General features: G+C 38.8%; 11 protein-coding genes and 3 pseudogenes. 9 read left to right on the forward strand and 5 right to left on the reverse strand.

Annotated features, from left to right (window positions below; genetic code table 11):
- Positions 1 to 72 precede the first annotated feature (72 nt).
- The 7 genes from LG003_RS16235 to LG003_RS16265 are packed head-to-tail and all read left to right on the forward strand — an operon-like array spanning position 73 to position 5,933.
- The gene (locus LG003_RS16235; protein ID WP_112877508.1) at positions 73 to 1,029 is read left to right on the forward strand and encodes a phage protein; all 957 of its coding nucleotides are present in this window, start codon (positions 73 to 75) and stop codon (positions 1,027 to 1,029) included.
- On the forward strand, positions 1,026 to 1,781 hold the full coding sequence (locus tag LG003_RS16240) for a phage baseplate assembly protein V (RefSeq protein ID WP_262981165.1): 756 nt from the start codon (positions 1,026 to 1,028) through the stop codon (positions 1,779 to 1,781). The genes LG003_RS16235 and LG003_RS16240 overlap by 4 nt, the downstream gene beginning before the upstream one ends.
- The gene (locus tag LG003_RS16245; RefSeq protein WP_112877504.1) at positions 1,778 to 2,125 is read left to right on the forward strand and encodes a hypothetical protein; all 348 of its coding nucleotides are present in this window, start codon (positions 1,778 to 1,780) and stop codon (positions 2,123 to 2,125) included. Before LG003_RS16240 ends, LG003_RS16245 begins: the two co-directional genes overlap by 4 nt.
- Positions 2,118 to 3,311, forward strand: a complete 1,194-nt coding sequence (locus LG003_RS16250; RefSeq protein ID WP_262981166.1) for a baseplate J/gp47 family protein — start codon at positions 2,118 to 2,120, stop codon at positions 3,309 to 3,311. Before LG003_RS16245 ends, LG003_RS16250 begins: the two co-directional genes overlap by 8 nt.
- Positions 3,308 to 3,880 carry a DUF2612 domain-containing protein gene (locus LG003_RS16255; RefSeq protein ID WP_112877500.1) on the forward strand — a complete coding sequence of 191 codons (573 nt, stop codon included), beginning with the start codon at positions 3,308 to 3,310 and terminating at the stop codon, positions 3,878 to 3,880. The genes LG003_RS16250 and LG003_RS16255 overlap by 4 nt, the downstream gene beginning before the upstream one ends.
- Positions 3,881 to 3,882: 2 nt before the next feature.
- A complete protein-coding gene (locus LG003_RS16260; RefSeq protein WP_262981167.1) occupies positions 3,883 to 5,307 on the forward strand; it encodes a phage tail protein in 1,425 nt (474 codons plus the stop codon).
- The gene (locus LG003_RS16265) at positions 5,307 to 5,933 is read left to right on the forward strand and encodes a tail fiber assembly protein (protein ID WP_262981168.1); all 627 of its coding nucleotides are present in this window, start codon (positions 5,307 to 5,309) and stop codon (positions 5,931 to 5,933) included. The genes LG003_RS16260 and LG003_RS16265 overlap by 1 nt, the downstream gene beginning before the upstream one ends.
- A 31-nt stretch (positions 5,934 to 5,964) precedes the next feature.
- Here the strand turns inward: LG003_RS16265 and LG003_RS16270 are convergent.
- From LG003_RS16270 to LG003_RS16280, 3 genes and pseudogenes are all read right to left on the reverse strand, one after another.
- Positions 5,965 to 6,093 (reverse strand): annotated as a pseudogene (locus LG003_RS16270) (recombinase family protein); the annotation flags it as partial.
- Between the two features lie 603 nt (positions 6,094 to 6,696).
- Complete coding sequence (locus LG003_RS16275; RefSeq protein ID WP_262981169.1) at positions 6,697 to 7,728, reverse strand: phage tail protein; 1,032 nt, start codon at positions 7,726 to 7,728, stop codon at positions 6,697 to 6,699.
- 605 nt (positions 7,729 to 8,333) lie between these two features.
- Positions 8,334 to 8,508, reverse strand: a pseudogene (locus tag LG003_RS16280) (IS30 family transposase); the annotation flags it as partial.
- Between the two features lie 416 nt (positions 8,509 to 8,924).
- On the opposite strand from LG003_RS16280, the gene LG003_RS16285 reads away from it, so the two are divergent.
- Both LG003_RS16285 and LG003_RS16290 read left to right on the forward strand, forming a co-directional pair.
- On the forward strand, positions 8,925 to 10,475 hold the full coding sequence (locus LG003_RS16285; protein ID WP_262981170.1) for a phosphoethanolamine transferase: 1,551 nt from the start codon (positions 8,925 to 8,927) through the stop codon (positions 10,473 to 10,475).
- 92 nt (positions 10,476 to 10,567) lie between these two features.
- Positions 10,568 to 11,665 carry a glycosyltransferase family 4 protein gene (locus tag LG003_RS16290; RefSeq protein WP_262981171.1) on the forward strand — a complete coding sequence of 366 codons (1,098 nt, stop codon included), beginning with the start codon at positions 10,568 to 10,570 and terminating at the stop codon, positions 11,663 to 11,665.
- A gap of 40 nt (positions 11,666 to 11,705) precedes the next feature.
- On the opposite strand, the gene LG003_RS16295 is transcribed toward LG003_RS16290, so the two are convergent.
- Both LG003_RS16295 and LG003_RS16300 read right to left on the reverse strand, forming a co-directional pair.
- A complete protein-coding gene (locus LG003_RS16295; RefSeq protein ID WP_262981172.1) occupies positions 11,706 to 12,218 on the reverse strand; it encodes a tail fiber assembly protein in 513 nt (170 codons plus the stop codon).
- 9 nt (positions 12,219 to 12,227) lie between these two features.
- Positions 12,228 to 12,632 (reverse strand): annotated as a pseudogene (locus LG003_RS16300) (hypothetical protein); the annotation flags it as partial.

The following is a 12,632-nucleotide window of genomic DNA, read 5'->3' on the forward strand; positions in this document are numbered from 1 at the left end:
AGATATTCTGTAATAATTTATTACATACGCCGCTTAATTGCGGTTCTTTTATTTCTATTAATTAGGTGAATTATGTCAAAACAATGGATAAGAGAATGCCACCTTATCGTTGTAGACAAAGATGGCGAAAAAGTAAATTTATCAGATCTGAAAATCACATTTAACATTAGCAGAACGGAATCTTCCAATCCTGCTACTGGTATTTTTACTATATATAACCTCAATAACGAAACTAGTAATAAATTACGTAAAAATGAATTTAAAAAGATTAAATTTGTGGCGGGTTACAAGGAGAACTCAGGACAAATATTCTCAGGCCAAATTCAGTACACGTATGTAAAAAGAGACAACGCAACGGATACTTGTGTTGTAATTCATGCAGCGGACGGGGATGAAGCACACAATTATGCGACCGTGAATACCACCATTGCGGCTGGATATTCGCAAGCAGATTTAGATCATTTGCTAATGCGTGATATTGCCAAATATGGCATTACCGCCGGTCTACGCCCTGAATTCAGTAAATCAGCATCACCCAGGGGAAAAGTACTTTTTGGCATGCACCGCAATGAAGTTTCTAATCTGGCAAAACAATGTGATGCTAATTGGCGCTATGAAGATAACAAACTACACATTGTACCCAAAAATAAATACTTAACTGAAGCCATTGTCCTTACATCAAAAACAGGCCTTATCGGTATGCCTGAACAAACTATTGGCTCAGGTATTAACGTTACATGCTTAATTAATCCGAATATCCGCCCCGGGACATTAATCCGACTGGATAACCGTTCAATCAAACCGGTTGATCCGGCGACTAAACAAGCTGCTCAATCTGGTGATCATAAGGATGCAAAAGCACAACCGGCAATGTTGGATGCTGATGGTGATTACATTGTCTTCAATGTGGAGTATTCCGGCGATACCCGCGAAACAGAGTGGTACATGACAATAATGTGTATCGCCAAGAGCGATCATACTTTGCTGAATCAATCAACTCACAATAAGGATAAGGCAGAGAGCGAATGATAAATACTGACGAACGACTCAATAGACCTGAAGCGGTCTTTTTTGCTATGCAAGAAGTCATTAGCGCCGGATTGTATGTCTCCTTGCCTTGCATTATTCAATCATTTAATGCTGATGCGGTAACCATCACCGCGCAACCTGCCATCAGATGGAAAATCAGGCAAAAAGATGGGGAACTGGAATCGGTATCCTTACCGCTGTTAGTGGATGTGCCGGTTATATTCCCAAGGGGCGGTGGTGTGACATTAACCTTCCCGATAAAAGCCGGTGATGAATGCCTGGTCGTATTTGCTGATCGCTGCATTGATTATTGGTGGCAATCTGGCGGTGTGCAGGAGCCGGTCGATCCCCGGCAGCACAACCTGTCTGATGGATTTGCCATTATTGGCCCACAATCCCAGCAACAAAAAATATCGGGTATCAGCACAAACGCTGCTCAGTTGAGAAGTGATGATGGAGCGGCTTATATCGAACTCGATCCCAACAGCCATAACGTCACGATTATCACATCGGCAAAACTTATTGTGACAGCCAATGGCGGTACTGAAATCACTTCACCTGACATCATCCTAAATGGCAACGTCACCATTAACGGCAATTTATCACAGGGCATGGGCGCTGGTGGTGGCACCGCAACCATGCAAGGCCCGGTCACGGTGAGTAATGATGTGACAGCGGCAGGGATTAGCCTTAAAAACCATGTACATAGTGGTGTGCAATCAGGTGGCGGTAAGACGGGGAAACCTCAATGAGATACAGAAGAGAAATTGACAACGACTATGTATTTGGTCGTGGAGAGGCGGGTTTTCTTATCAACTCACCGGAAGCGGTCGCACAAGCAGTGAAAACTCGCCTGATGTTGCGCAGTGGCGAATGGTTTCTTGATAACCGAGAGGGGACAGATTACGACGACGTGTTGGGTAAAGGCACATCGGGTTTTTATGACCTGATTATTAGACAGCGAATACTGCAAACGCCGGGTGTAGAGAGCATTACCCAATACCGTAGTGAAAGAAACCCGGAAACAAGAAAAATCACCATTACAGCCACGATTGACACGATTTATGGACAGACAGGAGTAACTGCTGATGTATGAAAGTATTATCAACACAATGTTACCTGCTATTGATAAAAATGGGATCAATGCTCCTGATTATCAAACCATCTTGAATAGCTGGAAGACGATATTCAGGGATATTTATGGGGACGATATTTACATTGAATCTGACAGTAAAGACGGTGTTTTTTTATCGCTAATAGCATACGTTATTCACGGTTGTAACAACGCAACCATTGCCTCCTATAACTCATTTAGCCCGGCAACCGCGGTGGGCGAAGGGCTTTCCCGCAATGTCAAAATCAACGGCATCACCAGAAAAAGCGCCAGTAACTCAACAGTGGATATTTTGGTTACTGGTCGAGCTGGCACCGTTATCCGTAACGCTTCTGTCCGGGATGATGCGGGAAACGCTTGGTCACTACCGGATGAAGTCATTATAGATACACACGGGCAGGCTATTGTGACCGCGATTTGTCAAAAATCGGGTGCGATCGGCGCATTACCTCACACGGTTAATCAAATTGCTACGCCAACATTGGGCTGGCAAACCGTGACGAACCCGGTTGCGGCTACACTTGGTCGGGGAATTGAAACCGATGTAGAACTGCGAATACGGCAAGCGGTTTCCGTTGCGCTGCCTTCGAGAACTATTATAGATGGACTGATGGGAGCAATTGCCAACCTGCATGGGGTTTCACGTTACCGGGGATATGACAACGACTCGGACAAAGCGGATGAAAATGGCATACCCGCTCATAGCATTGCACTTGTCATTGATGGTGGAGACTCGAAAGAGATTGCCCGGACTATCTTAGTGAAAAAAACGCCGGGCATACCGACATTTGGCACCACCTCTGAAACGATTACCGATGATTATGGTAATAAAAAAACGATAAACTTCTATCGCCCTACACTGGTGCCAATTTACGTTGAAATACACATTAAACCCTTTATCGGATATACATCAGATATTGGCAATAATATTCGTAATGAAATATCTAACTATATAAAATCCCTTTATATTGGTGATGGAGTATATGTGACTCGTTTATTTGTACCGGCAAACTTATGCAATAAAAACGGTGGACAGACATATGAAGTATTATCTGTGATAGTGGGAAAATCAGCATCGACATTAGGAGCGGAGAACATTAACATTGCTTTTAATGAAGCGCCGACATGTTCACCTGAAAATATTAAAATAATAACGGTGATCGAATGAACAAATATATGAAATTGATTCCTGCATATCACATGGAAGGTAAAAAATATGTCAGGATGCTTGAAGCTGTGACTGATATTTTCAACCAGAATGCGTTGACAACAGACTTACTGATTAGCAGTTTTGATCTTGATAAAGCGGTTGGCAAACAGCTTGATATTATTGGTGAATGGGTAGGAAGAAATCGAATGATTCAGACTCCGATTGATTCCTATTACTTCTCCTTTGATATTACTGACTTAGGATTTGATAGTGGCAGATGGAAAGGGCGGTTTGACAGTGATAAAAGTTATATCAACTTGGATGATGATAATTATCGCGTCGTCATCAAAGCTAAAATAGGCGCAAATAACTGGGATGGAACGGCTGAGTCATTTAATAACATCCTGAGTTTTATTCACTCAAATAATGGCCTGTCTGTATCTTTCGAAGACAACTTAGATATGTCATTTACCGTGACTGTTAAAGGTAAATCAATTAGTACTATTACTAAAGAAATCATCCATCAGGGTTATCTCTCACTTAAACCTATGGGGATAACGGTTAATTACCATATAGTGGAGGGTTAGAAATGGCTAAAAATGATTTTAAAGCATTTGCCATTGGTGAAAACGCGAATACTTTGTCACAAGAAGAATATGAAAGTTCAGATTTTATTGGGGAGGGATTTAAATCAGGAATAGCGAGGAGTGAACGATTAAATAAAGTTTGGCGCCAATCTTCGGTTATTGCAGCAGTGATAGGGAAATACATTGCAGAAAAAACCGGTGAAGACGTTATGGATGATGGAGACCTGGAGAAACTCGTAGCGCAATTGGATTTAGCATTAAAACATAAAATTACTACAGAAATCCCTGATGCTTCATTGACGCAGAAAGGCATATCGCAACTCAACAGCGCGACAAATTCTGACAGAGAAGATCAAGCGGCGACGCCGAAAGCGGTTCACGATGTTAGAAAAATCGCTGAGAGCAAATTGAGTGGTGTTTCTGATGCCTCATTGACTCAGAAGGGCGTTGTACAACTGAGTAGTGCGACAAATAGCACAAGTGAGACCTTAGCGGCGACGCCAAAAGCAGTTAAGAATGCATACGATTTTGCAAATACGGCAAATGTAGCAGCTAAAAATGCTCATGATGAAGCGAACAGGGCTACAGATAATGCCAACAGCAGATTGGCAAAAAACCAAAATGGCGCAGATATCCCTAATAAAAGTAAGTTTATAAAAAACCTTGGTTTATCAGAAACCGTCAATTTGGCGAAAAGTGCCGTGCCGGGCAGCCGGAAAATTAATGGCAAAGCACTGACCGGGGATGTCAGTTTGAATGCCGGGGATGTGGGGGCGTTTAAACTCGGATTAAGAGGAACATATTCTGTTAATAATCAAGTCCCTTGGAACGTGGATACGGGGTTATATGATTTGCAGCGTCCTGGGGACAGCCAGCTTGTTGCTCACTTTTGTAACGGAATTGGAAGTTGTCCGGCATTTCAGCTAAAAGTGCATTACAAAAATGGAGGGCTTGCTTATCGTTCAGCTCGTGATAGTTATGGGTTTGAGAAAGATTGGTCAGAACTGGCAACAATTGAACAAGTTAGCGCTGCAAATAACATTCCTGTTGGTGCACCAATCCCATGGCCGCTACCAAATCCCCCATCAGGTTACCTTACGTGCAACGGCCAATCATTTAATAAGTCTCTATATCCGAAGTTAGCCGCTGCTTATCCATCAGGTGTACTTCCTGATTTACGCGGTGAATTTATCCGGGGTTGGGATGATGGGCGGGGGGTAGATCGTGGTCGTGGAGTTTTGTCGTGGCAAGCTGACGAGTTTAAATCCCATAGCCATACTTTGAATGGAGATGATGCAGGTTCATCGGGTAACCGAGTTGGCAGAGGTAATAGAAACCCGCGTAGTTTAGGCCCAACTAACGAAACAGGCGGAAGTGAAACCCGTCCCCGCAACATCGCCTTTAACTACATAGTGAGAGCAGCATAATGACAGAACAAAAATATTCTTTAGAACCGGAAACAGCAATATTGGGTAAAGATGGATTGGCAGAAAAAGCCGGCTGGCTAACAATCTACCATGCAGCGCCTCATTCAGGGGAATTTATAGGCACGACACCGGAATATCTGATGAAGGGGATAGGAATACCGGCCAGTTCCTATATAGATGCTCCGACACTTCCTGAATCCGATTCCATGGCTGTTAGGCGCACAGTAAACGGAGATCACTGGGAAGTTGTACCCGATTACCGTGGAAAAACAGCTTACAACATACAAACTCGCCTGCCACAAGGAATTACTGAACTTGGTGAATTACCCGACACACTAACATTCAAGAAGCCTGATACCGATTACGACAAGTGGGATGGTAAAGAGTGGGTGGTTGACAAGGACCTCTTGAAATCTCATCAAATCAACGATGCAAAGCAGAAACAAGCAGCACTGTTACAACAAGCAAATGAAACACTCTCATTGCTACAAGATTCTGTTGACCTAGAAGTCGCTACAGATTCAGAGAAAGCGGCTTTGCTTGAGTGGAAAAAGTATCGGGTATTGCTTACTCGTGTGGATGTTGATCAAGCGCCAGATGTGGAATGGCCGCCACAGCCTAAATAAGAACAGGGCCGGGCGACCGGCTTTATCATTTTTTAAGCTGTCTTAAAGCCCGCTTTAAACCGGGTCTGTTAGTTGTTTTTCCACTTAATTTATCCTCAAAAATCTGTTCGCAATTTATACTTATCAACGCATTTCTTTGTAAATGCGGGAGATTATGCAGTTAGAGGAGAAAGTTATATTAAAAGAGAGAGTGACGAAAGGTATTGGAAAAGTGGAGTGAATACCCGTTGGGTTAGAGTAGGAGGTGCTGGGCTAGAGGGACGCACTGTTACATTTAGCCGGGACGTTCGCGGTTCAACATTATTTGTTAATAATAAACAACAGGGAAAGTTCGTTCCTATTATTACACCTCCTCAGGATAATATTGAGGTTATGCAAAGTGTTCTTATGGGAGGAATTTTGCATTACAAACTCACAAACAATGGAACTGTAATGCATATCATCTGGTCACCGGATGCAAAGTTTACTGAAGCGTATTTGTTATTATAGAAAAAAGGGCTGTTCACCCTTTACCTTTTGTAAAAGATAAATTGAAAACTTGTCCCAGAGTGTTGCTTAAATAGGGTAGATGTTTTACAGGCTCCCGATATTGAATGGCCGAAGCAACAAAATTCATTGCAATATCAGCGCCATTTGGCCCTGATATTGTTTTGGTTTTTCAGGTTGCACCTAGTATCTGCGCAATACATTCTATCCTGTAACTGATATGGGATATTCAATCTGAAATCCGATTACTGTATTTGATTTTTTCATATTACTCATTTTATTCACTAATAATCACTTGATCCCAGTAAATAGGCGTCGCTACTATCACAAAACTTCGGGTTCCAGTAGTACGGATAGTCAGCCAGTTATCACCCATCAGAGTAAATACCGCTATCCTACCAATAGCCACTGGAATTGGTACTGGAAAATACCAGCCTTTCTGCGACCACTCTCCGAATCTCATGTATACTAAACGTCCTAAAATATCGCTACTGGTATTTATTGTGGCATCGACCCCAGCCCAACCAGACCAAATAACTGTCTCCTGTGTTCTGAGTACCCCAGTATTTTTTTGTAAATATCGAGAGTCAGATTCGGACTTTGTGTATGATTGTCCTGCTAGGGCGTAATTTCCTTTGAGTTGAAACCGCCTATCACAGTCACCCGTCGTATATGCACCTAGTTCTCCGGGTGACGGCTTGTTTATCGAACTATATACCCGAATACCCGATGCTTCATATACTCCCTTACCGGAAACATATCCCGTTGCATCCACATTCCCATTTACAACACCGCCTGATTTTGGATATGCACTTTTCGCCAAATTGACCGTTTCCACTAAACCCAAGTTTTTCACAAACTCATTTTTATTAGGAACATCTGCACCATTTTGGTTTTTGGATAATCTGCTGTTAGCATTATTATTTACATCTGAAACTAGCTTCTGAGTTGCAGCAAGTGTATTACCATTACCAACCACCTCCGTAAGCTGAACAACACCTTTCTGTGTTAATGAGGCATTTGGTACTTCGGTTGCAATTTTTTGTTCTAACGCTCTATTTAATTGGGCCGCGAGTTTAACTATATCCCCATCGTCCAAAACATCATTGCCGGAATATGTTGCAATAAAATTAGACACAACAGATGCTATTGTTGACGATTGACGTAATACCTTATTGAGCAAATGAACAGTAATATCATCTGGTGGAAATCCAGTTTTTAAACTCTGATTTTCTTCATATTTTTCTTGACTCACTACATTTGCATTATTATTAATAGAAAAAGCTTTAAAATCATTCTTGTGATTCATATGTCTTCCTTAAATTATATAATACCATTTCATAATCAATATATTTCAATAATTATAAAAATGATCCCTCTGCAACTCACACCAACCAAAGTCTAACTCAGAAAAATAATAATGCGTTGTTATTATTCCTTATGAGTTTAACTATTTTTGTATAATTAACAGTAATAATCAGTTCAACATTTTGGAATTGAAAATACATTCATAAATATATATTTAACATATTGAAGTTATTTTTCCCTTATCTCTTCTATCTTTTCCTGCAACTCTCTCCGCTTAACATTCCACTCTGAATCTTTAGGTATCTGAACCCTGACATCTAATCTATCATGTTCAAGAATATCACAATCTCATCAATGCACTTGAGTCTCCAGTTCTAAAAACGGTAATCAAATGAAATTGTGAGTTGGTTTTGATGATGTAGCTAAGCAAGAATAAATATCTAAAATAAACCACACATTTTGATAAAAAATGCGTCACCGAAATTTTATCAATTCAAATGACATGTGAGATTTCTGACTTTAATTGCTATTGGGCTACATAAGCAGCCCTGTGATAAGAGTAAGATATTGTGTATTTACGTAATAAGTACAAATGATTTTACCATACTAAAAAGAATTTTCTTTATTTGAAAATAATTCATGAGGTGTTTTATACTCCAATTTTTTGTGTAGGCTATTATTCAACTTGTCCATGACGAATGTCATTTCCTATCTTGTCACCGATTGAAAAGTCTGTTCTCTTTGGAAAGTATTGGCGAATCAATCCATTTGTGTTTTCATTGACGAATCACTCTATGGGAACGTAAGGATGCACGAAATGAATTTGAGCGTTTAAGAGTTTATAGGCCATAATGCATTTTCTTTTGGCGAGTTAAGATGCTGAAGTATAACAACTGACAGTCCTTCCTGAAAAGTGCACTTACTTTAGTCGAATCCAGCTATGGTATATTATGTGCATTTTCCTACAATTGGTAGGTTTCAGTGATATTCTTGTGCTGTGCAAGTCATTCCATATTATAGTTAAAGTATTCCGGTTTAGTTTTTAGCTGAAATTAACCTTATTCACATAGCGAAAAATACATAGTATAGTATCAATAGAAAATTCGGCTGGATGAAGAAATTGAATCTCCGTTTTTTCTACTTTTTGAAAGTTACACTGCGTTTCACTACTACACGATGTACTATTGATAGATAAATATGAAACTTACAAAAAACCACTTAATCAAGCTATTACCAGTTGTTGCACTCTTCATTTTTTGCCTTTTAACTCATATAGCTTTAGGCTATCGCTTAAAAATAGCGTATGTGTTCGCTATATTCTCTGTTTTTCTATTACTAAACAAGGCCACTGTGGTTTACAAACTTCTGCTTATCGTTCTTGGTATAGCAGCTCTCGTTTATGCTCCTATCGGGCTTACATACGGCTCACCAAACTTCAACTCAATTCTTTCGCTATTCTATACAAACGAACAAGAGGCTAGTGAATTCATCTCTTCTATTCCAACTGAACACTATCTTTTTAGTGCGTTTATTTTGATCTTTTGTTTGTTATCTCTGAAAGTAAGCATTAATTTACATAGAAATGTTAATGTTCTTCTATTTTCTTTTGCATTAATTACTACAATACATCACCCTTTAAAAGCTTTTATACAGGGTAAGGAGTTAAATATTCTTGACTCTGGACTTCCTGAAATTAGAGCAGTCAAAGATGTCACTATCAACTTTATAAGGGTAAAAAGTGAATATAAAAAAATGCAACAAATACTAAGTGAAAAAGATACGTGGGGAACAGTATCGGCAAAATCAAAATATAACACCTACATTGTTGTGATTGGAGAAAGTGTACGTAGAGATTTTATGAATGCGTATGGATTCCCGATACATAATACACTTTTTATGAACACTACTAATGGGACTCTTTTTACAAATTATATCTCAGCAGGTCCATCAACCCAAATATCACTGGAAAATTCATTAGCAATGGTCAAAGATGGTAAAGATTTTCTAAGCAATAATATTGTTACATTAGCAAAAAAAGCTGGCTTTTATACTTACTGGATATCAAATCAAGGTTCTATGGGAGTATTTGATACTCCAGTTGCCAGTATGGGTGCAAGGGCTGATTCTCCATTATTTATTAAAAAAGGTGAATCCAGTTCTGGCCTTAACAGAAATATGCCAGATGCAAATATAATACCGATTGTGAAAAAAGCCTTAGAGGATAAAAAAGAAAAGAAGCTAATTGTTATCCATTTAATGGGGTCTCATTCTCCCGCTTGTATCAGAACAAATTATGAATACAAAGTATTTTTTAAATCAGAGCAGGTTTCTTGCTATATACAGAGTATTGAAAACACTGATGACTTGCTATCAATAATTACTGATGAAGTACAGAAAAATGAGAAGAGCTGGTCTTTGATGTATTTTGCTGATCATGGGGTTTCTTTCTTTGAGAAAGATACTAAGAAGATGAGGCTTGCTCATAATGATAAATATAAGCAAAATTATCAGGTTCCTATGTTTATTACATCTTATGATGATACGTCACGTAAGATTATTAACGCTCAACGTAATTCAATGAATTTCTTAACGCTATTTTCAGAGTGGACAGGTATTAAAGAGTCTACAATACCTGAAAATTGTAAAATGTTGTCTAATGAACTATGTGAAAACCAAGATGATGTTCTGAACTTTAGTAATAAAATCATGAAGTATAGTTCATTACCAGAAGATAAAATTCCAAGATGAGTTTTTATATTATGAAGAATGTAAATAAGGTCTGTGTTGGCCTTGATTTCTAGATGAAATTAACTCATGACAAAGATAAGAGTAGGTGAGCGATGAATATTATGATAACAAATTTCCATACAGGTAATGGCGGTGGTCATACAACATATATCATGAATATAGTTAAATATTTTGATTATAATAAAGGGAAATTGTTGATTGCTTGTCCACCTGAAAGCAGATTGTACAAAGAACTTACCAGTTCCGGGTTTAATAATGTTGTTCCTCTTTATTTTTTCTGCAAGCTTAATAAACTCAAACAACTCGTAACAACCTGTAAGGTTTTGTCACAAATTATCAGAAGACAAAAAATAGACATAATCCATACTAATGGAACTTCTGACAATAAAACCGCTATCCTCGCAAGGATATTTTTCGGAATGAGATGTAAAATAATCTATACAAAACATAATCATTACCCTGTATCTTGGTTATCCAAAATCAGGCTGAAAAAATTTAATGAAAGAATTATTTTCGTGAGTGACTCCACTAGAAATCAATGCTCTTCTTTTATCTCTGATAAACAGGCTGTTACTATAAAAAATGGTATTGATACCGATAAATGGAAAACTGAACATTCAGTTATAGAAAAAGGGAAAATAACACTTATTTCCTCTGCTGGAACCGCTGAACACAAAGGGTGGTATTTTTTGATAAGATGTTTGGTAAAAAATAAAGAGCTATCTGATAAATTTCGTATAAGAATTATTGGACGTACTCCTCACCAAGAAGATATAGATAAATTAGTGGATGCTCCTTTCTCTCACATCGATGTTGAATTTACGGGTTATATTAATGATGATAAAGAAATTATTAATTATATGAAGAATGCTTCTATAGGGTTTGTTTTATCTACTGATTGTGAAACTATCAGTTTTGCTTGCAGAGAAATGATGGCTTGCAGTTTGCCTGTTATTGTCACTGATTTCGGAGGATTACCAGAAAATATTGATCATGGTGTTAATGGTTGGATCACAAAAGCAGGGGATGAAACATCAATATATAATGTTTTAAATTTGATTGCTAATTTATCATCTCAAGAGTTAAAAGAATTATCTAAAAAAGCTAGGGAAAAAGCAGTTAATGAGTTTGATGTGAGAAAAATGGTTTCAGAAACGATAAGTACTTATAGTTCTGTTTGTAACGCTTAAATTTAAAAATTTACGGCCTGGGGAGCAGGCCGTTGTTATTTTACTTTGGTTGTTCAGGCCAGATAATTTTTGATGCTAATGAAGTATCAATGCGATTAAGTGATACTCGATACCTTTTCCATTCTAGTAATAGGGCTTTTTCCTCGTTAGTTGCTATTCCTAAATCAATAGCATCCTGCAAAGGCTGAATTACCTCATTTGCAGCAATCATTTTTTCTGACTTTTGGTTCTTTGCCTGCTGTCGTTGTTCCTCCAGTGTATAAATGCGCTTAATGATTTTATTACCGTCAAAAAACCACCCATCTGTGATAATTATCCCCGTTGGTACATATTCTGATGCAAGTTCAGCAACGGATAAATAGATAGGGAATAAACTAGATATATCCTTTGATATTGAAGTGATAACACCATCTTTATTGAATGTGAATTTGACAGTTTCTTCTAAAAATTTTTCTTGAATCTGATACCAGTCATTGCCTTTATCATCTCTTAAGTATTGAACACAAGATATGCCATCTTCTGGAATATAAGGAGTAAAAATACCAGTTTTCATAATGTCACCCTAGATTGAGGAGATTGTTACCCAAATACCATTTATGTATGCTTGTACAGGGCGATAATGTACACTGGCAAGGTGCTGTCTTCCTGAACTCCACATTACTGTACCCAAGCCAACAAGGACATGCCCAGAAGGAGCAGACCAGTCTTTTGTCTCGTTTGTCCATCCTCCTTCTGTCACCCAACTTCCAAGTCGTAAATTAATCACCCCAACATTGTTCTTCAAGGCGTAGCGATTATCGCATTCACCTGTGGTATATGCACCTAGCTCACCCGGTGACGGTTTGTTTGCAGCACTATAGACACGAATACTTGGGTATTCATACACACCTCTACCGGAAATAGACCCGGTGGCATCCACATTCCCATCCAAAACACCACCGGATTTTGGGTATGCACTTTTCGCCAA

Origin of the sequence: Photorhabdus kleinii (assembly GCF_025384885.1) — a bacterium.
Lineage (GTDB): Bacteria > Pseudomonadota > Gammaproteobacteria > Enterobacterales > Enterobacteriaceae > Photorhabdus > Photorhabdus kayaii.

Bases quoted from the DNA above. Each gene is read 5' to 3' on its own strand.
- LG003_RS16265 (WP_262981168.1), top strand. From the start codon at position 5,307: ATGACAGAACAAAAATATTCTTTAGAACCGGAAACAGCAATATTGGGT.
- LG003_RS16285 (WP_262981170.1), top strand. From the start codon at position 8,925: ATGAAACTTACAAAAAACCACTTAATCAAGCTATTACCAGTTGTTGCA.
- LG003_RS16235 (WP_112877508.1), top strand. From the start codon at position 73: ATGTCAAAACAATGGATAAGAGAATGCCACCTTATCGTTGTAGACAAA.
- LG003_RS16240 (WP_262981165.1), top strand. From the start codon at position 1,026: ATGATAAATACTGACGAACGACTCAATAGACCTGAAGCGGTCTTTTTT.
- LG003_RS16255 (WP_112877500.1), top strand. From the start codon at position 3,308: ATGAACAAATATATGAAATTGATTCCTGCATATCACATGGAAGGTAAA.
- LG003_RS16275 (WP_262981169.1), bottom strand. From the start codon at position 7,728: ATGAATCACAAGAATGATTTTAAAGCTTTTTCTATTAATAATAATGCA.
- LG003_RS16250 (WP_262981166.1), top strand. From the start codon at position 2,118: ATGTATGAAAGTATTATCAACACAATGTTACCTGCTATTGATAAAAAT.
- LG003_RS16260 (WP_262981167.1), top strand. From the start codon at position 3,883: ATGGCTAAAAATGATTTTAAAGCATTTGCCATTGGTGAAAACGCGAAT.
- LG003_RS16290 (WP_262981171.1), top strand. From the start codon at position 10,568: ATGAATATTATGATAACAAATTTCCATACAGGTAATGGCGGTGGTCAT.
- LG003_RS16245 (WP_112877504.1), top strand. From the start codon at position 1,778: ATGAGATACAGAAGAGAAATTGACAACGACTATGTATTTGGTCGTGGA.
- LG003_RS16295 (WP_262981172.1), bottom strand. From the start codon at position 12,218: ATGAAAACTGGTATTTTTACTCCTTATATTCCAGAAGATGGCATATCT.